The following is a 22,294-nucleotide window of genomic DNA, read 5'->3' on the forward strand; positions in this document are numbered from 1 at the left end:
AGCATCCGCCGCTCACGGCGACCCTCAGCGCGTGCTCAACTCCCGATCGCCGGGTTCGAGCACCGGGAACAGGAATCCGTCGGCCAGCAGCCGGCGGACCTGCCCGGTCAGCTGGGCGCGCAGGGCGGCCGGGTCGGCGTCGAGCAGCTGGGCGAGCGCATCGCTGATGGCGCCGAGTGTCAGGCTGCCGTCGCTGACGCCGAGGAGTCCGGCCAGGGCGGTGTCGGCGGTGATGGTGCGCCCGAATCCGGTGCCCTGTTCATAGGTGATGGTGTGCGGTTCGTCCTCACCGGGGGTGTGGTGGCGGTGCTCGACGAGATCCTGGCCGCGGATGAACGCAGTGCGCTCCAGGCCCGCGTCGTCGGTGCCGGCGAGCCATTCGAGGACGGCCAGCCGGGTGTCGAGCACGGCAGCCAGTGTGGCGGTGTCGCCGGCGAGCGGCCCGGTCTCCCGGAGATGGTGCAGCGCCCGTTGCGAAGGTGTGGGTGCCCGGTGCGAAGGTGTGGGTGCCCGGTGCGAAGGTGTGGGTGCTCGGTGCATGCGGATCCACCCGAATCCGATGCGTGCGACCCCGCGGGTGCCGAAGTCGTGCAGCCAGGCGGCGGTGTCGACCTGCCACCGGTCGCTCATCCGGGCCACTCCGCCGTCGCGGATCCACGTTTCGGCGTAGGCGACGGGGTCGAGGTGCTCGCGTTCGATGAGCAGCATCGAGGTTTCGGCTGCCGGGCTGCCGGGCGTGCTCAGCTCCTCGCACCAGCGGATCGGTGCCGGCACCTCGGTCACCACCGCCTCGGGCACGGTGAGCCCGCCGGACGGATCGCCGGGTGCGCTGTGCTTGCCGGCGGCGTGGTACTCCCAGTTGCCCAGCAGCACCGCATTGCCGTCCGGGCGCAGCCGTTCGGGGATGCCGGCGATGAGCCCGGCCATGATCGTGTCGCCTGGCTGCCCGCCGTCGCGGTATTCGAAGGCCTGGGTCTGGCCCTGCGGGGTGATGACGAACGGCGGATTGGCCACGAGCAGGTCAACCGGTTCGTCGATCGGCGTGAGCATGTCGCCTGCCCGGAATTCGATCGACTCGATGCCGTTGAGCCCGGCGTTGAGCTCGGCGATGGCGAGCGCCCGGCCGGAGATGTCGGTGGCGATGACGCGCTGGCTGTGGGCGGCGAGCAGCAGCGCCTGGATACCGCAGCCGGTGCCGATGTCGCAGGACAGCTCGACGGGCATGCGCGGGGTGATCGCCGCCAGCGTCCGGCCTGCTCCCCCGAGCCCGAGGACGTGGTCACCTGCCAGCGGTTCGCCGCGGGTCAGGGTGCCCCAGTCGGCGGCGATGAGCAGCCCGTCGAAGGTCGTGATCGTCAGCGCCGCACGCACATGACCGTCACCGGTGCCGCCGGTGCCGGTGGTGCCGCTGCCGTTGGCGCCGCCGGTGGTGCCACCGGTGCCGGTGGAGGTGGCCTCGCCGGAGGTCTTGCCAGAGGCGTTGCTGCCCGTCTCACCTGCGTCGATGAGCCAGCCGTCTGCGCGCAGCGCGCCATACAGCTCAGGCCCGCACGCCTCGGCGACGTCACCGGCGTCCACGGCCTGGTCGAGGGTGAAGAGCAGGGCGAGCACCGCCTCGGGCGCGGGGATCTCACCGGCAGCCACGCGGGCCTGGGTCTGTACGATCGCCGGAGCGGCGTTCGACCGCTCGATCGCCGCCTGGGCGTGGGTGTCCCACAGCGGCGCGGCCTCCGGGCTGAACGGGAAGGATTCTCTGAGCAGCTCGGCCAGCCGGCGCAGGGTGGTCTCGTGGGAAGCCGGGACCGGGACCGAGGCGGAGGTGGGCGTGGTGTTCACGTGCCCCACTGTACGAGACCGGCTGGGTGCGGTGGTGTCCTGGCCGGGTGGGACAATGGGGCCTATGGCTCAGCGGCAGGATGCGGCGCCGGCACGGCGGCTGCTCGACCTGGTCGGCGGGTTCGGTCAGCGTGAGGACCGGATCCGCCATGTCGAGACCCTGCCGGCGCGTCAGGCCGAATACGCCGACTGGCCGGACTGGGTGCCTGACGAGGTGGTCGGGGCCTGGCAGTCGCTTGGGATCACCCGACCGTGGACGCATCAGGCGGCTGCAGCCGAGGCGGCCCACGCCGGTGAGGATACGGTCATCTCGACCGGGACTGCCTCGGGCAAGACCCTCGGGTTCCTGCTGCCGGTCCTCGAGGCCTTCGCTGCGACCCGTGATGCACTGCCCCGTCAGCAGGCGACGGCGGTGTATCTGTCGCCGACGAAGGCACTGGCCCACGATCAGATGGGGAAGGTCAGCCAGCTCGTGCTCGCGGGGCTGCGCCCGGCGGCCTATGACGGGGATGTCTCGCAGGCGCAGAAGGACTGGGCCCGGGCGCACGCCAATCTCATCTACACGAATCCCGACATGCTGCATCGGACGGTCCTGCCGCAGCATGCCCGGTTCGCTCGGTGGCTGCGGAACCTGCGGTTCATCATCGTCGATGAGGCTCACCGGTACCGCGGGGTGTTCGGTTCGCATGTCGCCCTCGTGCTGCGCCGGCTGCTGCGCCTGGCCGCCCACTATGGCGCTCAGCCTGTGGTGATCGGGGCGTCGGCGACGATGGCCGATCCGGCTACCGCCTTCACCCGGCTCACCGGCCGGGAGTGCACGGCGGTGACCGAGGACGGGTCGCCGCGGGCGGCCGGGCATTTCGTGCTGTGGGAGCCGCCGCTCGTGCCGAATGCCACCGGGGACCCGGATGCCGATGTCTTCGACGCTCTCGGCGTCGATGGCCCGCTTGGTGTCGATGGCCCGCTCGGGATCGGTGTGGGGCCCGATGGTGATCCGCAGGGGCTCGGCGCTGAGGCCGGGGACCCGCTCGGCGTGCTCACCGATGGACCGCAGCGGCGTTCGACGATCGCCGAGTCCGCCGATCTGCTCGCCGACGCGGTGTGCTCGGACTTCTCAGCGATCGCCTTCATCGCCTCCCGCCGCGGCACCGAGGCACTGGCTGAGGCGACGCGTGCGGCGGTCTCGCGGTCGTTCCCGGAGCTCACCCGCACGGTCGCCGCCTATCGCGGCGGTTATCTGCCTGAGGAGCGCCGGCTTTTGGAGACCGGTCTGCGCAACGGCCGGCTGCGGGCGGTGGCCTCGACCAATGCCCTCGAGCTCGGCATCGACATCGCCGGTCTCGATCTCGTCGTCATGGCCGGCTGGCCGGGTACCCTGGCTTCGCTGTGGCAGCAGGCCGGCCGGGCCGGGCGCGCCGGTTCGGAGTGGTTGGCCGTCCTCATCGCCCGCGACGACCCGCTCGACACCTATGTCGTCAATCATCCGGAGTCGGTGTTCGGTTCACCGGTCGACGGCGGGGTCATCGATCCGTCGAACCCGTATGTGCTCGGCGGGCATCTGTGCGCGGCTGCTGCCGAACGGCCGCTCACCGAGGACGACTTCGCGCTCTTCGGCGCGACTGCCGAGCAGACGGTCGCGCAGCTGACGGCTGCGAATCTGCTGCGCCGCCGGCCGACCGGCTGGTACTGGACGAAGCGCGAGCCGGCTGCGGCACTGACCGACATCCGCGGCTCAGGCGGCGGCATCGTGCGCTTCGTCGATGCCGCGACCGGCACGGTGCTCGGCACCGTCGATGACGCCGGAGCGCTGCGGCAGTCCCATCCCGGGGCCGTGTACGTCCATCAGGGCCAGACCTTCGTTGTCACCGATCTCGATCTCGATGAGCGGGTCGCCCTCGTCGAACCGCGCACCGTCGACTACACCACCCAGCCGAAGTCCGTCACCGAGATCAGCATCGAATCGGTCACCGCCTCTCGCCCGCTGCCCTCAGGCGGGGGCGTGCACCTGGGCATGGTCGAGGTGCTCGACCAGGTCACCGGGTATCAGATCCGGCAGAACGGCACCGGCGTCGTGCTCTCCGAACACACCCTCGACCTGCCCGAGCGGACGTTGCGGACTTCGGCTGTGTGGTGGACGGTGCCCGAGTCCCTGGTCGAGGAGGCCGGTATCGTGACACCGGATCTGCCCGGTGCGGTCCATGCCGCCGAGCATGCCTCGATCGGCCTGCTGCCGCTGTTCGCCGGCTGCGACCGGTGGGACATCGGCGGTGTGTCGACCGACCGGCATGCTGATACCGGGAAGACCACGGTGTTCGTCTACGACGGCCAGCCCGGCGGCGCCGGCTTCGCCGAACGCGGCTTCAGCGCTTTCGATGAGTGGCAGACCGCGACACTCGAGGCGATCGAGGCATGCGAGTGCCTGACCGGCTGCCCGTCATGCGTGCAGTCGCCGAAGTGTGGCAACGGCAACAACCCACTGGACAAAGATGCTGCCGCGCGGATCCTCACCGCCTTGCTGCGCGGGATCTGATCCCTACGGTCCTCCCGAACTGCCGGCGACGGCCTTGACCTTGATCGCCGGCAGCGGAGCCGGCAGAGGGGCGCTCACCGTCACGGTTGCCGCACCCAGGTCGGAACGGGCGATGCATTCGGTGACCTTGAGATCGGCCTTCGCGGCCGTGGCGGCGGCAGTCTCACAGGGGTCCCCCGGTGCGATGCCGCGTGCGGCATCAGCGGCGGCGAGCGCTGCCAGGTCAGCTGTCCCGGCGGCCTGGGCGTGGATGAGGAAGGCCCTGCCGCCCAATCCGAGTCCTGCCACCAATGCGAAAGCCGCAGCGGCGATCATGATTGCCGCGACACTCGTCGATCCCGCATCAGACTCGCGTAGAACTGAAGCTGGACTGCTCATCAGCCGCCCTCCGTCCTCGCTGTTGCTGACGATGCGACCTCTTGCTGCACTACGCTCACCGGCCGCGGCAGACTGATGACGACGGCGACCTCGGTGTATCCGCCGTCGGTCCTGATCGTCACCTTCGATCCTGGCCCGGCGCGCTTCTCAGCCTCGGCGACAACCGAGTGCTGCGGTTCTCCCCGCGCCGCCTCGCGGGCGGCGGCCCGGGCGGCGTCGTAGGCGCGCAGCTGGGTCATCCCGACGGTGGCCGCGCCTGCGAAGAGCGCCAGCAGCAGCACCAGGGCCGGCAGCACCATGGCGAACTCCGCGGTCGCCGCTCCCCGGTCGCTGGCGATCCGCCGCAGGCGCGCTTCGCAGGCTGGCCTGGTCATATCAGCTGCCGAGCCCGAATGCCGAGCTGATGACGCCAGTGACGAGCTCGAGCAGCGTTTCGCTCTTGAGCAGAGTCACGAGCAGTGCCGCCAGCCCGCAGGCCGCCAGCGTGGTGATCGCGTATTCAGCAGTCGTGGCGCCTTCATCGGAGCTGATGCGCTGGGCCAGCAGGCGGGTCTGCTCGCCGCCTGTCATCTGCTGGTCCAGGCTGCGCGCCGGTGCTGTGCGGTCGTGTGTCGTGTCCATGGTGTCTCCTCACTGTGTGCCGTTGCGGACTCCAGCTGCGCTGCCCACGGGCTGAGCACCCAGGGGTCGGCGAGCTGATTCCAGCCTCCGGTGACCGGTTGGCTGTCTCCAGATACCGCCTCTCAGGTGTGGATGGCCGTTGTGCGTCCACACCTGTGTGCGCAGACGCGATCCCGTGATCCACAGCCGCGCTCACTGGAACACTCCGGCCATGTCCGAGACCAGGGTGAGGACGACGGGGACGATGCCGAGCAGGATGAAGGCCGGCAGGATGCACACGCCCAGCGGGATGACGAGGGTGACGCCGAGCCGTGCGGCGGCCAGCTGGCGGCGGCGGTGCTCGCTGCGGCGCAGATCCGCTGACAGCCCGCGCAGCAGCGGCGCCAGGGCAACACCGGTGCGGCGGCTGAAGTCGATGAGCGAGACGACCGGGCGCAGGCGTTCATCGATATCGGGCAGGCGTGAGGCGATCGGCCCGGTTGAGCCGCCACCGGTGATGCGGTCCTCCCCCTGCGCTGCCGCGTGCACGGACCCAGGCTGCCTGCTGTCGGCCGGCTGCTTTTCGGTCAATTGGTTCTCGGTCGACTGCCCGAGTGCGATCGCGTGGCCCAGTCTGCCGAGCCCGCTTCGGTCACCGGCGGCCTGTGCGGCCAGGATCAGCGCCCGCTCCGGGGTCAGGCCGCTCTGCAGGCAGATCGCCACCAGCTCCAAGTCGAAGGCCAGCCGGTCGACAGCCGAGTCGCTGCCACCCGACCCGGTGCCCGAGGCTGGCTCACGGCCATCACAACCGCCGCCTCGGGTGCGGGGATGGGCGCGGCTGCCGCTCAGCCGCGCAAGCCGGCCGGCGGTACCCGGATCGAAGAGCGCGACGGCGGCCGCGACGAGCGCGCCGATGACAGCGATGACGAACCCGCTCACTGCGCCCTCCTGAGCATCGTGCGCATCCAGGCGCGGCCGGCCAGCAGCAATGCGATGCCGCCGCCGAGGCTGAGCGCCCCGGGCACGGTGAGCCCCAGGCGCAGCGGGTTGGCGCCGATGAACGCGCCGAGGCCGAGGGAGAACACCGGCAGCCAGGTGAGCACGCGCACCGTCGACTTCGGGCCGGCCAACGCCACTGCTCGTTCGCGGGCGGCGTCGGCCTTCTCGCGGCAGGAGGTCGCGTAGCGGGCGAGCATGTCGGCTGCCGGTGCGCCGGCGGTCTCGGCGACGAACCACACGGCGGCCATTCCATCGAAGATGTCATGCTGGGCCGCCGGCAACTGCCCGGCATGCCGGCGGATCGCCTCGTGCGGGCGCTCGCCCAGTCGCAGCGAGCGTGCCATGCGGCCGAGCACCTCGGCGCTGACGGGGTCGTCGCTGAGCTCGCCGAGCTGGCTCATGATCGCCTCCGGCGGCATACCCACGCGCAGCAGCGCGGCGGCCCTGTCGATCATCGCGATCGCTGCGGACTCATCGTCCGGGTCCGAGGCGGTGCTCCCCTGACCGCGCCAGCGGGCGAACAGTCTCGGCCGGTTTGGGGTCTGGCTGCGGCCCGGGCTGCCCGGCAGCAGCTGGGTGAGCCGCCTGGCTGCCGTGTCAGCGCTCAGCAGCCACCAGCCGGCGGCCGTCAGGCTGCCGATGAGCGTGAGGACGACGGCGGTCATCGGTGTGGCCCGGTGATGCCGCTGCGTTCGGCGAGGAGGGTGGTGAGCATGTCGAGGCCGGTGGTGTCGAAGCCGGTGCCGACGTGCCAGACCGGGTGCATGGCGATGCGGCCATCGGGCTCGGCACGCGGCACGCTCAGCTCGCTCACCTGCCGCGATGCACCCACACCCGCACCTGGCCCGGCTGTCTCGCCGGTCCGCTGCCGGCGAATGTGGATGACGACGTCGATGGCGCTGGCGACCTGGGAGCGCACTGCGGCCGGAGTCATCCCGGCCAGCGCGCCGAGGGCCTCCAGCCGGGCCGGCACCGCTTCGCCGGTGTTGGCGTGGATCGTCGCACAACCGCCCTCGTGGCCGGTGTTGAGCGCGGTGAGCATGTCACGCACCTCGGCTCCGCGGCACTCCCCGACCACGAGGCGGTCCGGGCGCATCCGCAGCGCGTTTCGCACCAAGTCGGTCAGCGACACCGTGCCGGCGCCTTCGACATTGGACTGGCGGGCCGAGAGCTGCACGACGTGCGGGTGGTCGAGGCTGAGTTCGCGGGAGTCCTCGACGATGACGAGTCGCTGGTCGGCTGCCGATTCGGCCAGCAGAGCCCCGAGCAGCGCAGTCTTGCCCGATCCGGTGCCACCGGAGATGTGAAAGTTCGCCCGCCGGGTCAGGATCTGGTGCAGCAGCTCGGCGATGGCGGCCGGGACCGCACCGGTGTCGATGAGTTCGGCGAGGGTGAATCCGCGCGGGCGCGGGATGCGGAAGGACATGACCGTGTGCTCGCCGGACAGCGGCGGGATGACGGCGTTGAGCCGCACGCGATCGGGCAGCTGCACGTCGACGAGAGGGGTCGAGTCGTCCAGCCGCCTGCCGCCGAGAGCTGCCAGCCTGACGGCCAGCGCGCGCACATCGGATTCACCGCCGAGCGACAGCCGCACCCGCGTCAGGCCCGCGCCCCGGTCGACCCAGATGTCGCGCGGACCGTTGACGAACACATCGGTGACCCCTGGTTCATCGAGCAGCGGCTGCAGCGGGCCGGCCCCGGCCAGCTGCGCGGAGATCCGGGCGACAAGTTCGAGCAGTGCCGCCGAGCCGAGCACCCGCCCGGTGCGCTGGACTGCCGTCGCCACTGCCGAGGCGGTGATCGGGCCGGGATGATCGAGCAGGTGAGCGCGCACATCGTTGATGAGTCCGGGTTCGAGCCACTCACTCATCGGCCACCTGCGCTGGCGTAGTGCGGTGAGTCTGTGAGGATCCCGTCGAGCACTTCGGCGGCGAACCGCTTGAGACGGGTGCGCGCATAGGGGATGCCCTCCCCACGGTCGACCTGGGCGGCCAGCGACGGGTCGTCGCGGTAGCTGCCGAGCAGCTCCAACCCGATGCTCTCAGCTGCGAGTGCTGGATCGAGACCCTGCCGGTCGACACCGCGCACGGCCAGACCGACAGCCGGGTGGACGGCCCGCAGCCGGCTGGCCACGCACGAGGCAGCGATGACCGCGCGCACGCGGGCGGGGGTGACGAGAACGAGATGGTGGCAGCTGGAGGCCCATTCGACCGGAGCATGCCGGGGCAGGTCGACGATGACGAGGTCGAAGGCCTGTTGAGCTGCGGTGATGACAGCGTCGAAGACGTCCCCGGAGAGATCGGCGTGGGTCTCTCGATCCCAGGACAGCACGGAGAGTCCCTCACTGCGCGGCAGCGCCTGCGGCAGCGTCGAGGGCCTCAGCCGCCCACGCGAGGTCGTCAGCGCAGGCCATCTGAGCCCGTCGATGTTCTCGTAGCCGAGCACAAGGTCGACGCCACCGCCGAGCGGGTCGGCGTCGAGCAGCACCGTCTCGACCGCCTCGGTCGCGGCATGGCGGGCGAGCGCGCACGCCAGCACCGAGGCACCGGCTCCCCCGGAACCGGCGACGACCCCGATCGTGGTGGCCGGGCTGCCGGGTGGTTCGACGGCGTGGATCATCCGCTGGGCGAGCCATTCGGCGGCAGCCGGCAGCACGGCGACGGTGTCGGTACCGAGCCTCGCGGCCTGCTGCCACACCTCGGCGGCGTGGTCGACGGCGACGAGCACCGTCGGCGCGGACAGTGCCGGCAGCGGGTCGGTGACGTCCTCACCGAGCAGGACGAGCACGGCGTCCTGCCAGCCGCCGGAGTGCGGGGCCAGTACGTCGAGGCGGATGCCGATGCCGTCGGCGAGTGCGGCGCACTGCTCGGCGAGACTGGTCAGCTGGGTGACGAGCGCGATGCGGGACATGCCCTCAGGCTCACCCGAGCCGGCTCTCCCCAGGACGCAGACCGCCTCGGCTGTGGATGACGACGGCGACACCAAGCGCCTGTGACCACAGGTCACCGGCGTCCACAGCTGTCAGCGTCAATGCTGGTGAGACCGCTGAATCGCGGGTCTCATCGGCGCTGGACCCGGGTGCAGGACCCGCCGGCGCGCCAGCATCGGCTCACGCGTCCACAGCTTCTGCGCGCACGTCGCATCCCGCCCATCGTCCTGCACACACGACTGCGCGCCCTGGTCCACATCGGTGATGCAGGCCAGGGCGCGCCGTGTGCTTCAGGGTGCTGGCGGCTGGTCAGCCGCGCTGGATGCCCTCCAGGTTGCGCAGCAGTCCCTCCTGCCCGGTGGCATCCCGGACGGTGAAGGTGGTGCCGTTGTCCGACAGCGCCAGGAACCACTCACCGGGGGTGACGGTGAACAGCGGCCGGCCGGTGCTCGGGTCGATCGCTTCGCGCGGCTCCGGGACGGCGAACCAGAACGGCTGAGCCTGGCCCGAGGGCACGGCCTGGGCCGATTCGCCGGTGTCGGTCGTCGACTCGGCTGCCGGGCTCCACGCCTGGGTCGGCTGGTCGAGCGACGGATCGTCGGTGACGACAGGCTCACCTGCAGCAACGGTCTGCTCGCTGTCGACGAGATCGCTGGCGGCGGTGCTGCCGGAGGTGCTGCCAGAACCGGTCACTGCCGCACCCGAGGTGTCGCGCTCGTAGGCCCGGAACCACTGGGTTGGCTCGTTCGGATCATCGCTGGCCTGCTGCTCGCCGCGCACACGCGCCTCCCGGCGGGTGGCCGGCTGGTCGGCTGCCGGTTCGCTTGCCGCCGGCACCGCGGTATCCGCGCCCGAGGTGTCGGCAGCTGCGGTGCCGAAGCCGCTGGCGTCGACCGGCTGGCGGTCGGCTTCAGCTGCCGCTGTGCGCTCGGTCTCGGTCTGGTCAGCAGTATCGCCTGACTCGGCGGTCGCTGCGGTCTCATCACCGGCAGCTGCCGCTGTGCGCTCGGTCTCGGTCGGATCCGTGCTCTCAGCAGGCGCCTCGCTTACGGACGCGGCCGATTCTTCGCTGACGGTCTCAGCGGGAGCACCGCGGACGGTGTCGGCGACGACGGTGCGATCGGCATCGTCGAGGTCAGCGCCTGCCGGGCTCTGTGCAGCCGCTTCGCCAGCGTCGTGCTCGGCTGCCGGTTCAGCGACTGCAGCATCACTGACGTCTGCGCTGTGGGTGCGGCCACCGGCCATGAACGCCTGAGTCGGCTCACTCTGCGCGTGCTCAGGAGCATCAGCGCTGTGGCTCCCGAGGTAGGCCTGGCCGTCGCCTGACACCTGCTGTTGACGCGGCTCCTCACCGGCGGCGAAGTCACCGGCCTGCCCGTCGGTGTCACTGGCATTCATGCCGATGCCGGTGGCTGCGGCTCCAGCCGCGCCGGCCCCAACGGCACCGGCGATGGCATCAGAGCCCTGGGTGCCGGAATCAGCACCCGGGGCCTCACCGGCTGCCGGCTGAGAGCCGTATGCCTGCTGCTGCGCGTCAGAACCGGCCGGCTGAAAGCCGTAGGCCTGCGGCTGCGAACCGTAGGCTTGCGGGTCGGCGTAGCCAGCGGACATCGCGCCAGCCTGCTGCTGGTCGGCAGCGGCGTAGCCTGGCTGAGCGCCGAACTGGTCCTGCTGGCCGAACTGGCCCTGACCGGACTGGTCCTGGCCGGCCTGCTGGTCCATCTGGGACTGAGCACCGTACTGGTCGTACTGAACGTGCGGAACGTGCGGCTGGGCCTGTTGGCTGAGTCCCGGAGCGGTCGACGCGGCATCGCGCGAAACCGGGCGGGCCTTCGGGTGTGCCTGACTGTCCGGCCGCTGGGCGAACTCAGCGGCGAAGAACGGCAGCATCGTGAAGACACCGGCGAAGAAGGACACAAGCGCTCCGACGAAGGCGAAGTAGGCTCCGATGTGCCAGGCAGACATCGAGAACACCGTCAGTGCGATCTCGAGGGCGCAGGTGGCGAAAGCCACCGATGTCAGCACCGAGATGAGCTGATCGGGGCTGAGCGAGCCGATGCGCTGTGGGAAGCCGCGCACCGTCTTATTCAGCAGCGTGATGACCCCGGCGATGATGAGCAGCAGCGGCCACATGAGAACGATCTGCCAGCCGTACCTGCTCGTCATGAGGAAGGTGTTCTCAAGCCCGTAGCCGAAACCGTACATATCGCGCCAGAACGGAGTGATGAGCGAGATGAGCCCGAAGAGCGCACCGACGAGAAGCAGGATGTCGCGCAGCGTCAGCGGCCCGAGCAGTCCGCCACCAGGCCGACGCGGGGCCGCGCTCTGCTGCGGGTAGCCTCCAGGGCCGTATCCGGCGCCGGGCTGGCTGCCATAGGCGGCCGGCATCTGGCTGCCGTAGCCAGCCTGCTGCTGATCCCACTGCGCGGGCTGCGGCGCCTGGCCCTGCGGCTGGCCGTAAGTCTGACCCTGGCTGCCGTACGCGCCCGGGTTCTGGCTGCCGTAGGCTGCGGGATCCTGTCCGCCGTAACCGGCGCCGTATCCAGCGCCGGGCTGGCTGCCGTAGGCAGACACCGGCTGGTGCGGATCCTGCTGCTGTCCACCAGGCTGGTAGGGGGTGCTCATGATCGGAAGTTCTCCTCAGTCGTTGTGACCTGGCACGGTGGCCGAGTCTCAGTCCCACGGCCCACCGCCGGCCTGCTCGGCCTCCCGGCGCCCCGCGGTCCTTCGCTGGACGTAAGCATGTCGAGGGCTAGCTTACCGACATCACCCCTTGTCGACGCCAGCCTGCTGCCGTTTCCCACACTGTGGCCGAATGAGATCGGCAGTCTTAACCGGTGAGAGAATTCGATGTAAGGTGCACCACAGAGGCATTTGTTCCAACTCGCCAATGATGTCGGAGGCACACATGACAGACCAGAGCCCGCAGCACGCAGACCAGGCCTTCCCGCCACCGGAGGAGTTCAAGCGCAGCGCCAACGTCACCGCAGACGAGTACGACAGAGCTGCAGCTGACCCACTCGCCTTCTGGGCGGAGAAGTCACGTGAGCTGCTCGACTGGGAGACCGACTTCTCCGAAACGCTCGACTGGTCCGACCCGCCCTTCGCCAAGTGGTTCGTCGGCGGCCGCCTCAACGTCGCCTACAACTGCCTCGACCGCCACGTCGAAGCCGGCAACGGCGACCGCGTCGCCATCCACTTCGAGGGCGAGCCCGGCGACTCGCGCACCTACACCTATGCCGAGCTCACCGCCGAGGTGTGCAAGGCCGCGAACATGCTCACCGGTCTCGGTGTGAAGTCCGGCGACCGGGTCGCCATCTACATGCCGATGGTGCCGGAGGCGACGATCGCCATGCTCGCCTGCGCCCGCCTCGGCGCCGCCCATTCGGTCGTCTTCGGCGGGTTCTCCTCCGATGCGCTGCACTCGCGGATCATGGACGCCGAGGCGGAGGTCGTCATCACCGCCGACGGCGGATACCGGCGTGGCAAGCCGTCCTCGCTCAAACCGGCCGTCGACGAGGCGCTCGCCAAGGGTGACACCCCTGTCAAGCACGTCGTCGTCGTCGAGCGCGCGAAGAACGACATCGAGATGGTCTCCGGCCGCGACCAGTACTGGCACGATCTGATGGGCCGGCAGCCGGAAACCCACGAGGTCGAGTTCTTCGACTCCGAGCATCCCCTGTTCATCCTCTACACCTCGGGCACCACCGGCAAGCCCAAGGGCATCCTGCACACCTCCGGCGGCTACCTCACCCAGGTGCTGTATTCGATGCAGGCGAGCTTCGACATCAAACCGGAGACCGACGTCTTCTGGTGCACCGCCGACGTCGGCTGGATCACCGGCCATTCCTACGTCGCCTACGGCCCGCTGGCCGCAGGTGCCACCCAGGTCATCTACGAGGGCACCCCGGACTCCCCGCACCGCGGCCGCTGGTGGGAGGTCGTCGAGAAGTACAAGGTCTCGATCTTCTACGCCGCACCGACCGCAATCCGGGCGTGCATGAAGTGGGGTCGGGAGCACGCGCAGAAGTTCGACCTGTCCTCGCTGCGGCTGCTCGGCTCGGTCGGCGAGCCGATCAACCCCGAGGCGTGGCTGTGGTACCACGAGGTGATCGGCGGCGGGCGCTGCCCGATCGTCGACACGTGGTGGCAGACCGAAACCGGTGCGCACATGATCGTCCCGCTTCCGGGGGCCCTGGACCTCAAGCCGGGCTCGGCCCAGCGCCCGCTGCCGGGCATCAGCGCCCAGGTCGTCGACGAAGCTGGCCACCCGTGTGAGGCAGATGCCGCCGGCTTCCTCACGATCACCGAACCGTGGCCGGCGATGCTGCGCGGCATCTACAAGGACCCCGAGCGGTTCAAGGAGACCTACTGGTCGCAGGTCGAAGGCCAGTACTTCGCCGGTGACGGCGCGCGCTTCGACTCCGACGGCGACATCTGGTTCCTCGGCCGCATCGACGACGTCATGAACGTCTCCGGCCACCGCCTGTCGACTGCAGAGATCGAGTCTGCGCTCGTCTCCCACCCCGACGTCGCCGAGTCCGCTGTCGTCGGCGCCGCCGACGAGACCTCCGGCCAGGCCGTCATCGCCTTCGTCGTGCTGCGCGGCAAGGCCACCGAGGACGACGACACCGCCGAGGCGCTGCAGAACCACGTGCGCCGCGAGATCGGTCCGATCGCCAAGCCCAAGCAGGTGTTCATCGTCGACGAGCTGCCCAAGACCCGCTCCGGCAAGATCATGCGCCGCCTTCTCAAGGACGTCGCGGAGAACCGCGGCATCGGCAACACGACGACCCTGGCTGACGCCTCGGTCATGGACGTCATCGCCAGCCGCGTCGCCGAGGGCTGAGATCTACCCGGCCAGCCGCCGCCTCGGGCACGGAGCCGGGACCGCAGCAGCTGGTCCCAGCCCGCGCCCGAAAGGCGGCACGCCAGCGCCGGAGCCCTTGGGAGCGGGCCGCTGACCGGTGGTTTCGCAGATTTCTGCGCGTCCCGGCGTTTGTCAGGCGGGCAGAACGCATTAGGCTAGAGCACAAGCAGCGTTACCCATTCCTCATCTATGAAGGAGCCAGCATGTCCGAGCGGTCGATCTCCCAGCTCATCAAAGACATCCAAGCTGATGGCCAAGCACTCGTCCAGGAGGAGTCGGCCCTCGCGAAGGCCGAGGTCACCGAGGGTGTCAAGAAGCTTGGCATCGGTGCCGGTCTGGCGATCGCCGGACTGTTCCTGCTGTTCCTCGGCTCGCTTGTCGTCACCTTCCTGCTCGTAGCCGTCTTCCACGAGGGCGTCGGGCTGTCGTGGTGGCTCAGCGCCCTCATCGTCTTCGGCATCCTGCTCGTGCTCGCGCTCATCCTCGTCGGCATCGCCGTGCCGTTCCTCAAGAACGGCAACCCGACCCCGCAGTCGGCGATCAGCTCCGGCAAGTCGACGCTCAACGCGTTCAAGCGCGCTCTGACCAACCCCTCGGGCCCCCGCGTCTGAGTTCGGCTCCCGAGGCGCCGGTTCCGCTCTCGAGGCGGCGGTCCCGGTCCTGAGGCGGGTTCCGGCTCCCACGTTGTAAGCCTGTGAGAGCCTGCGGCTGAAGCCTGCATCCTGTACGGATGCAGGCTTCAGTCGTCTCTGAGGTGCAGGTCAGAGCTCGATATCGATCTGGGCGGCGCGATCCCAGTCGCGTGCCCAGCCCATCTCCTCGAGAGCGAACTCCAGCAGCGCTGCGGTGAAGCCCCACACACGCAGCACGCCGACATCGAAAGCCGGGGTGCGATACGAGCGATCCGGTGCGGTGAAGGTGCCGCGGTTCTCCGGAGCGACGAGGTCGGCGACCGGCACCCGGTAGACGCGGGAGGACTCCCCGTGGTCGACGACCCACACGTTCGAGGGGTTCTGCCACCACGCCAGGACCGGGGTGACCTCGAAGGAGCTGACCGGGATGTAGAGCGGGTCGAGTGTGCCGACGACTTCGACGCCGTCGGGATCGAGTCCGGTCTCCTCCTCCGCCTCACGCAGCGCCGCAGCGATCTCGTCGGCATCCTCAGGATCGCGCGCGCCGCCGGGGAAGGCGACCTGGTTGGGGTGGTGACGAAGCTTCGCTGAGCGCTGCAGCAGCAGCACGTCGACATCGGCGACACCGAGGCGTTCGAGCCGGTCCTGCTCCCGGCGGCCGGCGAGTGTGCGCGGGGCCTGCCCGCGGCCGAACAGCATGAGCACGGAGGCGTCGCGCACCGGTGCATCGTCCTTTTTGTGCGCCCGCCGCATCCACTCCTCGTTTCCGCCGGATTCGGCCAGCCGCGCGAGCGCGGACTTGACCGGGTCACCGGGGCTCGGCACCCACATGCTCACGCCCGCACCTCGGGGTCAGAGGCGCCGGCCGCGGGCTGTTCAGCGATCCCGGGGCCGGCATCACCGTCGGATTCAGCGTCGACGCGCGGCTGCTCGGGCTCGGCCCTTGGGGCCATCTCGAAGCGCAGCATCCTCTCCGCCTTGGCGGGGTCGAGCTCGCCGATGCCGAAGCTCGGGCACAGCTTGGCGATCGGACACGCTCCGCAGGCCGGGCGGCGCGAATGGCAGATCCGGCGTCCGTGGAAGATCATCCGGTGCGACAGCAGTGTCAGGTCCTTCTTCGGAAACAGCGCCACGACATCGGCTTCGACCTTCGCCGGGTCCTCATGCGTGGTGAACCCCATTCGGCGGGCGAGCCGGCCCAGATGCGTATCGACGGTCAGCCCGGGAATATCGAAGGCGTTGCCGAGCACCACATTGGCCGTCTTCACTCCTGTGCCCGGCAGGCTCACGAGGTCCTTCTGGTTCGCCGGGACCTCGCCGCCGAACCGGTCGACGAGCTCGCCTGCGAGCCGCACGATGTTCTTCGCCTTCGACCGGTAGAACCCGGTCGAGCGGATGAGCTGCTCAACGTCCTCGATCCGGGCAGCGGCCAGCCCCTCGGCGTCGGGGAACGCCGCGAACAGGCCCGGGGTCACCGAATTCACCCGGATGTCGGTCGTCTGCGCCGACAGGACCGTCGCCACGAGCAGCTGGAACGGGGTCTCGAAGTCCAGCTCGCAGCGGGCGTTCGGGTACACCTCGGCCAGAATCCGGTGGATCTTCCGCGCCCGCCGCGTCCGCCCCAGCGGCGTCTCCTTGGCGAACCGGCGCGCACTCTTCTCCGCGACACTCAGCATGCCTCCCACCTTATCGATCCCCGCGGTCGATCCCTGCCGCCCGAGGCGTAGGTCGCCCGCCCCACTCAGGTCGCCACCGCCTCGGGCACGGGGGTCACAGCGCCCGAGCGGAGGTGCGGACCGCCTCGGGCACGGGGAGTCCACCGGCTCTGGAGCAGGGGTGGCAACCGCCTCGGTCACGGTGCATTTCAGCTTGTGGAGAACTCTGTTCCGCAGCGCGGCCAAACCCGCGCTCGCGAACCGGGCGCCTGTTAGGATCGCACATGCTCCACGGGCCGGTAACAGGCATGACGCAGGCATGACGCCGGCACCGGCATCAAGTAGAGTGTGCGGTGGGACACATCGGCGACAAACGTATGTGAGGGAAGACCTCAGGAGGAACTGTGGATATCGAAGTAGTCCGGAATGCCACGCTGTTTGCGGGTCTTGATGATGAATCGACGAGTGCGCTGCTGAAATTCATGAAGCCGCGCAGCCTGCGACGGGGCACCGTGCTGTTCCGCGAGGGTGATTCCGGCAACGAGCTCTACATCGTCTCCACCGGCAAGCTCAAGGTCGGCCGCGAATCGCCGGACGGCCGCGAGAACCTGCTGTCGGTCGTCGGCCCTGGTGAGATGATCGGTGAGCTGACACTGTTCGATCCGGGCTCCCGCTCGACGACGGTGACCGCTGTGTCGCAGACCGAGCTGCTGAGCCTGGAGCACAACGACCTCATGACCTGGCTCGAAGAACGCCCGCAGGCTGCGATGAACCTGCTGCGCGCGCTGGCTCAGCGCCTGCGCCGCACCAATGACACCGTGGGCGACCTCGTGTTCTCCGACGTGCCCGGCCGCGTGGCCAAGGCGCTGCTCGACTTGGCCGAGCGCTTCGGCAAGCAGGGCCCCGACGGCACGCTTGTCGCCCACGACCTGACGCAGGAAGAGCTCGCCCAGCTGGTCGGCGCCTCGCGTGAGACCGTCAACAAGGCCCTGGCCGACTTCGCCGCTCGCGGCTGGCTGCGTCTGGAGGCGCGCGCCGTCGTCATCCTCGACCAGGAGCGCCTGAGCAACCGCGCCCACTGATCTGAGCTGCTGAACACAGCTGCGAACGCCCGGGCATGACGTCCGGGCGTTCTGCTGTCCATGAGGCCGATCAGCTGTCCATGAGGCCGATCAGCTGTCCCTGGAGGCGCGTGATGTCGGTGAGGCGCGTGGCATCCGTGAGCGCATGTGGCTGGGTTGCGGCTCGGCCGCGGCTGGGTTGCGGCTCGGATGCGGGTGGGCCGCGGGTGGGCCGCGGCTGGGTCGCCGGTTACGAGACCGAGCCGAGCTCGTTGATATAGGCCAGCTGCGCCCGTACGATCTGCAGGGCCGCCGGGCGCACCGAGTCGGGCACCTGAGCGTAGACGACGTCACAGATCTCCTCCGCCGAGGTGTGGCCGTCCTCCAGCAGCCCGCGCACCTGCTCGATGCGTTCGTGGCGGTGGCTGATGTAGTAGTCGAGCACCGCGGCGGGATCCGTGCGTGCTGGCCCGTGGGCCGGTTCGATGCGCTCGACCACCCCATCGCTCACGAGCCCGCGCAGGCGCGCGAGACTGGCCATGTAGTCCCCCACCGAGCCCTCCGGGTGGGCGATCATGGTCGTGCCCTCCCCGAGCACCGTGTCGCCGGTGAAGAGCGAGGAGCCGAAGAGCAGACTCACCGAATCCGAGGTGTGCCCTGGGGTGGCGAGGATCGTCACGGTATCTCCATGGTCGGATCCGAAGGACAGCTGCTGGCCGTCAATGAGCGGGGCCGCTCCACGGCAGAACTCTGGCAGCACGGCATGACAGGCGGTGTCCGGAGCCCATTCGTCCACCGTGTGGAACATCTCCGTGTGATCGGCGTGCCGGTGGGTGAAGACGATGGCGGAGAGGCGCCGTCCGGCGATCGCATCGAGGATGTTCGCTCGGTGCTCGGCGAGCTCCGGGCCAGGGTCGATGAGCAGGGCTGAAGCATTGTCAGCACTGGTCAGCAGGTAGGTGTTCGTTCCCTCTAGCGTCATCGCCGAAGGATTGTCTGCGGTGATCCGCAGCGTGCGCGCGGGCATCGTTGCCTCCCTTGCCGGAGCGTGTGCGGCTTCTGCCGGAGCGTGTGCGGCTTCGGCCGACTGAACTGTATGGCGACCCCGAAAGCGCTGGGATCCCGTGTGCTCGACAGTCTATCGGCACGCTCGGACACCGCATCCGGCGGCTGGTTCTCGACCCAGCCACCACCGAGGGAAAAATTCTTCGAACTTTTTCTCAGCACGCTGACCAGGAACGACAGCGTCTTTCCTGTATGCGGTGTGCCGGGAGGCGTCGATTCCGGGCGGATCTGCGGTGGCGACGTCCGTGCCTCACTCTAGATTGGAAGCAGATGCACCAAAGGAGGTGATCTGCCATGACCGCCGAGTCCGTTCCGGCTGAAGGCACCCACCCGGCCGAAGCCCATCCGGAGTTCCTCGATGCTGCTGACATCGCACAGCTCACTGCGCACTGCCCCGAGCTGCTTGCCGCGGTCACGGCACTGGAGGCGACAACAGCGAACATCCAGCACAATGCGGCTCTCGACAGCGCCGCCGCGATCGCCATCGGCAAGGGCCTTGAGCTTGTCCGGCGGAAGCTCGAATCGGCCACCGCGCACAGCACGCGCCTCATGTCTGAGCAGCTGGAGCCCAGCCACTACGGTGTGCGCAAGCTGCCGGCGCTGCTGAAGCAGAAGATGCGCATCACCACCCACGAGGCCCGCCGCAGGGTTTCGATGGCCCGCTGCCTGACGCAGAAGCACAGCACCACCGGCCAGCCGATCCCCGCCCAGCTGCCGGAGGTCGCCGCCTGCCTGCAGGCCGGCACCATCTCAGTCGACCAGGCCCAGGCGATCATCAAGCAGATTGATGCGCTGCCACCTCGCGTGCGCGCCGAGCACGAACCCGCCGTCGAGCGTGTGCTGGTCGAAAACGCCCCGAGCCTGCGGGTCGAGGAGTTCCGTGTGCTCGGCAAGCGCATTCTCGACTACCTCGATCCTGATGGGAAGCTCGGGGCCGAACCCGGCCACCCCGATGACTACTTCGTCACCGTCAACCAAAAGGCCAACGGCGATTGGATCCTGCGCGGACTGCTCGACTCGACGACCGGTCTGACTCTCAACGCCCTGCTCACCAACCGCCAGCAGGGTCCTGCCGACATCGTCAATGCCTCCCGCACCGCAGCAGAAGACTCACACGACGCCCCCGGCTCACCTGATGAGGATGGCTCCACCGCAGTCGGTGCTGGATACCTCGATGCAGCTGGCGCATCGTTCGGCCCTCCTGCCCTGGATCCGTTCGTGAACACCTGGGACGACACCGGCTGCCGCCCGAACGCGTCCACCAGCGACGGCAGCCCGGCAGTCGCGCCGGTCTTCGACGATCGCCGTCCCGACGGTGCGCGGCGCCACGACCGGTTCTCCGTGCTCATCACGCGCGGTGCGTGCGAACCGACCGGTGCTGGTTCCTACGCTCTCGTCGTCACCGCTACGGCTGAGCAGCTGGCACGCGGTGAAGGCGAGGTTGAAGCCGCCGGCGGACATACGCGACTCGAAGACGTCCTGCAGCTCTCCCCCGGTGGCAAGTTCTACTACTCAGCCACCGGGCCGGGCACCCGCGATGTGCAGGTGCGCACGGAGAGCCGCTTCGCCACCGCCACTCAGATGACGCTGCTGAAGGCCCGCGATCGCGGCTGCAGCTTCCCTGACTGCGATATCCCGGTTGGCTGGTGCGAAGCCCACCATATGCGCGCCCACCGCCACGGCGGGCCGACGGATCTGAGCAATCTGACACTGCTGTGCCGCTTCCACCACGGCTGGCATGAACGTCACGGCTGGCGCTCAGTGCTGGTCAACGGCTTGCCCGCCTGGATACCGCCACAGACCCTGGATCGAGGGCAGCGACCTCTCTTCCACTCTCGGTTCCAAGCCGAACTGGCAGATCCGATCACGCTCTTCCCCGAGTGACATGCGGGCCGGCCCGGTCTGGGCCGCGACCGCAGCGTCAGCGCCGATACGTCGGCTCCACCAGCGTCAGCTCTCGGCGCCGAACAGTCCCGAGCTCTTCTCCAGATCGGATTCCGTCACGACCTTGCCGACGTCTCGGATGCGTCCGCGCTCCGAAGGGTCAGCCCGATCGGACAGCGAGACCCACCACTGGTCGTCGTGCCGGACGATCTCCGGCAGGATCGGCGAGACATCGCGCACCCGCGCCATCGCTGAACCGACTGTCGGCGTCTGGGCGAGGCTCTCACACACCAGCCGCGTGGCAGCAGGGATGTACTCGGCATGCTCGGGGTCGGCGTTCTCCAGCACCTGCGCCGGAGCCATCCACCCACCCCACGATTCGTTGACCGATCGGAACGAGACGGTCTGCCCGTGCGGCACAGCGCAGATGAAGAAGATCGTGTCGTGGCGGCGCAGCTGCCAGGGCGTGTTCACCCACCGCATCCACGGCGAGAGCAGGTCCAGGCGCATCTTGAGATCGCGCTCAGCGACGAGCTGCCCGAGCCGCGCCCTGCCGGTCACCAGCTTATGTCGGCTGTCCTCCCACAGCGGGGTATCCGTCGACGAGATGATCCGCCCGTCGACATCCTCGGCCAGCAGCACACCGAGCAGTTCCAGTGCCGCACGTGCGGCAGTAGCGAAGTAGTTGAGCGCCTTGGTGGTGTTGTCCATCCGCAGCACCCGCGCGCACTTGTGCGCATCCCAGACTGCCAGCGGCAGATGATGAATGTCCTCGGGATGCAGTTCCGCCGATGGGAATGCCCAGCGGTTCTTATCGGTCAGTCCTGGCGCATCAGCCTGCCGCGTGACGAACACCTGGATGCCTCCAGGGGTGTCGCGCACGCAGACGACAGCCGCGGCTGGGATCGGCACCGAGGGGGTGGGCACGGTCTCGCCCGACGCGAACAGGTTGAGCAGATGGGACAGCTGCTGCGAAACCGGAAGTTCTCGCGCCGGGCGATGCCGTGTCAGACGGTGGGGACTCACGGAGTCTCCGAAAGCCAGGTGGTCACAAACCCGGCTTCGCCTCAGGTGGCCGCACCTTGACGATCATCTCCACCTCGACCGGGGTATCCATCGGCAGCGCGGCCACGCCGACGGCGCTGCGGGCGTGCTCACCGCGAGCGCCGAAGACCTCACCGAGGAACTCCGAGGCGCCGTTGATGACCTTCGGGTGGTCGGCGAAGTCGGCTGCCGAGTTGACGAATCCGGTGACCTTGACGATCTGCTCGACCTCGTCGAGGTCGCCGATGACGGCCTTGACCGCGGCCAGTCCGTTGACGGCAGCGAGCTTGGCCGCCTCATAGCCGTCCTCAATGCTCACCCCGCCGCCGAGCTTGCCGGTCACCTTGAGCTCACCATTGACGAACGGGAGCTGCCCGGAGGTGTACACGTAGTCACCTGACCGCACGGCCGGGACATACACACCCGCAGGCTTCGCCACCTCGGGAAGTTCGACTCCGAGCTTGTCCAGCTGCTGTTCAATGCGTGCCATCTGTCGTCTCCTTATGCCTTCGGGCGCTTGAGGTAGGCCACGAGACCGTTGCCGTCGGGACCAGGGATGACCTGGACGAGCTCATACCCGTCTTCGCCCCACTGATCGAGGATCTGCTTCGTTGCGTGGACGATGAGCGGTACGGTGACGTACTCCCACTTCTGCATGTGCGAGCCCTTTCTGTTCGACTGCCTTCAGCCTAGTTCAGCCGCCTCACACGCGGCTACCGCTTCCGAGGTGTGGGCTCCGCTTCCGAGGTGTGGGCTCCGTTCCCGAGGTGTGGGCAGGCAGTGCAGGAAATGTGTTCCTGCACCGCCTCAG

The 22,294-nt window shown here is 69.1% G+C and carries 20 protein-coding genes; 5 read left to right on the top strand and 15 right to left on the bottom strand.

Going from position 1 to position 22,294, the window contains the following annotated elements:
* Positions 1-24: 24 nt before the first annotated feature.
* On the bottom strand, positions 25-1,836 hold the full coding sequence (locus M3B11_RS00320; RefSeq protein WP_259874468.1) for a class I SAM-dependent methyltransferase: 1,812 nt from the start codon (positions 1,834-1,836) through the stop codon (positions 25-27).
* A 64-nt stretch (positions 1,837-1,900) separates the two neighbouring features.
* Between M3B11_RS00320 and M3B11_RS00325 the strand changes: the two genes are divergently transcribed.
* Positions 1,901-4,366: a DEAD/DEAH box helicase gene (locus tag M3B11_RS00325; RefSeq protein ID WP_259874470.1), complete on the top strand. Its 2,466-nt coding sequence runs from the start codon at positions 1,901-1,903 to the stop codon at positions 4,364-4,366.
* A 3-nt stretch (positions 4,367-4,369) separates the two neighbouring features.
* Here M3B11_RS00325 and M3B11_RS00330 read toward each other — a convergent pair whose 3' ends face one another.
* From M3B11_RS00330 to M3B11_RS00365, 8 genes are all read right to left on the bottom strand, one after another.
* Complete coding sequence (locus M3B11_RS00330; protein ID WP_259874472.1) at positions 4,370-4,744, bottom strand: hypothetical protein; 375 nt, start codon at positions 4,742-4,744, stop codon at positions 4,370-4,372.
* Positions 4,744-5,118 carry a TadE family type IV pilus minor pilin gene (locus M3B11_RS00335; protein WP_259874474.1) on the bottom strand — a complete coding sequence of 125 codons (375 nt, stop codon included), beginning with the start codon at positions 5,116-5,118 and terminating at the stop codon, positions 4,744-4,746. Before M3B11_RS00335 ends, M3B11_RS00330 begins: the two co-directional genes overlap by 1 nt.
* 1 nt (position 5,119) lies before the next feature.
* Entirely contained in the window at positions 5,120-5,365 is a 246-nt protein-coding gene (locus M3B11_RS00340) for a DUF4244 domain-containing protein (protein ID WP_259874476.1), read from the bottom strand.
* A gap of 192 nt (positions 5,366-5,557) precedes the next feature.
* Positions 5,558-6,283 carry a type II secretion system F family protein gene (locus tag M3B11_RS00345; RefSeq protein WP_259874478.1) on the bottom strand — a complete coding sequence of 242 codons (726 nt, stop codon included), beginning with the start codon at positions 6,281-6,283 and terminating at the stop codon, positions 5,558-5,560.
* Complete coding sequence (locus M3B11_RS00350; protein ID WP_259874480.1) at positions 6,280-7,008, bottom strand: type II secretion system F family protein; 729 nt, start codon at positions 7,006-7,008, stop codon at positions 6,280-6,282. Before M3B11_RS00350 ends, M3B11_RS00345 begins: the two co-directional genes overlap by 4 nt.
* Positions 7,005-8,213: a TadA family conjugal transfer-associated ATPase gene (locus M3B11_RS00355; protein ID WP_259874482.1), complete on the bottom strand. Its 1,209-nt coding sequence runs from the start codon at positions 8,211-8,213 to the stop codon at positions 7,005-7,007. Before M3B11_RS00355 ends, M3B11_RS00350 begins: the two co-directional genes overlap by 4 nt.
* On the bottom strand, positions 8,210-9,253 hold the full coding sequence (gene ssd, locus M3B11_RS00360) for a septum site-determining protein Ssd (RefSeq protein ID WP_259874484.1): 1,044 nt from the start codon (positions 9,251-9,253) through the stop codon (positions 8,210-8,212). The genes M3B11_RS00355 and ssd overlap by 4 nt, the downstream gene beginning before the upstream one ends.
* A gap of 328 nt (positions 9,254-9,581) precedes the next feature.
* On the bottom strand, positions 9,582-11,897 hold the full coding sequence (locus tag M3B11_RS00365; RefSeq protein WP_259874486.1) for a hypothetical protein: 2,316 nt from the start codon (positions 11,895-11,897) through the stop codon (positions 9,582-9,584).
* A 283-nt stretch (positions 11,898-12,180) separates the two neighbouring features.
* On the opposite strand from M3B11_RS00365, the gene acs reads away from it, so the two are divergent.
* Together acs and M3B11_RS00375 are read left to right on the top strand one after the other, a co-directional pair.
* Positions 12,181-14,121: an acetate--CoA ligase gene (gene acs, locus M3B11_RS00370; RefSeq protein ID WP_259874488.1), complete on the top strand. Its 1,941-nt coding sequence runs from the start codon at positions 12,181-12,183 to the stop codon at positions 14,119-14,121.
* Positions 14,122-14,345: 224 nt separating this feature from the next.
* Complete coding sequence (locus M3B11_RS00375) at positions 14,346-14,753, top strand: phage holin family protein (RefSeq protein ID WP_259874490.1); 408 nt, start codon at positions 14,346-14,348, stop codon at positions 14,751-14,753.
* 150 nt (positions 14,754-14,903) lie between these two features.
* On the opposite strand, the gene M3B11_RS00380 is transcribed toward M3B11_RS00375, so the two are convergent.
* Positions 14,904-15,605 carry a CoA pyrophosphatase gene (locus M3B11_RS00380; protein WP_259874627.1) on the bottom strand — a complete coding sequence of 234 codons (702 nt, stop codon included), beginning with the start codon at positions 15,603-15,605 and terminating at the stop codon, positions 14,904-14,906.
* A 2-nt stretch (positions 15,606-15,607) separates the two neighbouring features.
* Positions 15,608-16,450 carry an endonuclease III gene (nth, locus tag M3B11_RS00385; protein WP_259874492.1) on the bottom strand — a complete coding sequence of 281 codons (843 nt, stop codon included), beginning with the start codon at positions 16,448-16,450 and terminating at the stop codon, positions 15,608-15,610.
* Between the two features lie 383 nt (positions 16,451-16,833).
* On the opposite strand from nth, the gene M3B11_RS00390 reads away from it, so the two are divergent.
* Positions 16,834-17,511, top strand: a complete 678-nt coding sequence (locus M3B11_RS00390; RefSeq protein ID WP_259832986.1) for a Crp/Fnr family transcriptional regulator — start codon at positions 16,834-16,836, stop codon at positions 17,509-17,511.
* Positions 17,512-17,740: 229 nt separating this feature from the next.
* Here M3B11_RS00390 and M3B11_RS00395 read toward each other — a convergent pair whose 3' ends face one another.
* Positions 17,741-18,517: an MBL fold metallo-hydrolase gene (locus tag M3B11_RS00395; protein ID WP_259874494.1), complete on the bottom strand. Its 777-nt coding sequence runs from the start codon at positions 18,515-18,517 to the stop codon at positions 17,741-17,743.
* A gap of 332 nt (positions 18,518-18,849) precedes the next feature.
* Here M3B11_RS00395 and M3B11_RS00400 point away from each other — a divergent pair, with 332 nt between their 5' ends.
* Positions 18,850-20,439, top strand: coding sequence for an HNH endonuclease signature motif containing protein (locus tag M3B11_RS00400; RefSeq protein ID WP_259874496.1), 1,590 nt, complete (start codon positions 18,850-18,852; stop codon positions 20,437-20,439).
* Between the two features lie 66 nt (positions 20,440-20,505).
* Here the strand turns inward: M3B11_RS00400 and M3B11_RS00405 are convergent, their stop codons facing one another.
* The 3 genes from M3B11_RS00405 to M3B11_RS00415 are packed head-to-tail and all read right to left on the bottom strand — an operon-like array spanning position 20,506 to position 22,140.
* Positions 20,506-21,465: a hypothetical protein gene (locus tag M3B11_RS00405; protein ID WP_259874498.1), complete on the bottom strand. Its 960-nt coding sequence runs from the start codon at positions 21,463-21,465 to the stop codon at positions 20,506-20,508.
* Between the two features lie 22 nt (positions 21,466-21,487).
* A complete protein-coding gene (locus tag M3B11_RS00410; protein ID WP_259874500.1) occupies positions 21,488-21,973 on the bottom strand; it encodes a RidA family protein in 486 nt (161 codons plus the stop codon).
* A gap of 11 nt (positions 21,974-21,984) precedes the next feature.
* Positions 21,985-22,140, bottom strand: a complete 156-nt coding sequence (locus tag M3B11_RS00415) for a hypothetical protein (RefSeq protein ID WP_165884527.1) — start codon at positions 22,138-22,140, stop codon at positions 21,985-21,987.
* Positions 22,141-22,294: the final 154 nt, after the last annotated feature.

Origin of the sequence: Brevibacterium sp. p3-SID960 (genome assembly GCF_025144725.1) — a bacterium.
Lineage (GTDB): Bacteria > Actinomycetota > Actinomycetes > Actinomycetales > Brevibacteriaceae > Brevibacterium.

Coding starts and splice junctions, on each gene's coding strand:
- M3B11_RS00325 (WP_259874470.1), top strand. CDS start 1,901: ATGGCTCAGCGGCAGGATGCGGCGCCGGCACGGCGGCTGCTCGACCTG.
- M3B11_RS00330 (WP_259874472.1), bottom strand. CDS start 4,744: ATGAGCAGTCCAGCTTCAGTTCTACGCGAGTCTGATGCGGGATCGACG.
- M3B11_RS00335 (WP_259874474.1), bottom strand. CDS start 5,118: ATGACCAGGCCAGCCTGCGAAGCGCGCCTGCGGCGGATCGCCAGCGAC.
- M3B11_RS00340 (WP_259874476.1), bottom strand. CDS start 5,365: ATGGACACGACACACGACCGCACAGCACCGGCGCGCAGCCTGGACCAG.
- M3B11_RS00350 (WP_259874480.1), bottom strand. CDS start 7,008: ATGACCGCCGTCGTCCTCACGCTCATCGGCAGCCTGACGGCCGCCGGC.
- M3B11_RS00355 (WP_259874482.1), bottom strand. CDS start 8,213: ATGAGTGAGTGGCTCGAACCCGGACTCATCAACGATGTGCGCGCTCAC.
- ssd (WP_259874484.1), bottom strand. CDS start 9,253: ATGTCCCGCATCGCGCTCGTCACCCAGCTGACCAGTCTCGCCGAGCAG.
- M3B11_RS00365 (WP_259874486.1), bottom strand. CDS start 11,897: ATGAGCACCCCCTACCAGCCTGGTGGACAGCAGCAGGATCCGCACCAG.
- acs (WP_259874488.1), top strand. CDS start 12,181: ATGACAGACCAGAGCCCGCAGCACGCAGACCAGGCCTTCCCGCCACCG.
- M3B11_RS00375 (WP_259874490.1), top strand. CDS start 14,346: ATGTCCGAGCGGTCGATCTCCCAGCTCATCAAAGACATCCAAGCTGAT.
- M3B11_RS00380 (WP_259874627.1), bottom strand. CDS start 15,605: ATGTGGGTGCCGAGCCCCGGTGACCCGGTCAAGTCCGCGCTCGCGCGG.
- nth (WP_259874492.1), bottom strand. CDS start 16,450: ATGCTGAGTGTCGCGGAGAAGAGTGCGCGCCGGTTCGCCAAGGAGACG.
- M3B11_RS00395 (WP_259874494.1), bottom strand. CDS start 18,517: ATGCCCGCGCGCACGCTGCGGATCACCGCAGACAATCCTTCGGCGATG.
- M3B11_RS00400 (WP_259874496.1), top strand. CDS start 18,850: ATGACCGCCGAGTCCGTTCCGGCTGAAGGCACCCACCCGGCCGAAGCC.
- M3B11_RS00410 (WP_259874500.1), bottom strand. CDS start 21,973: ATGGCACGCATTGAACAGCAGCTGGACAAGCTCGGAGTCGAACTTCCC.
- M3B11_RS00415 (WP_165884527.1), bottom strand. CDS start 22,140: ATGCAGAAGTGGGAGTACGTCACCGTACCGCTCATCGTCCACGCAACG.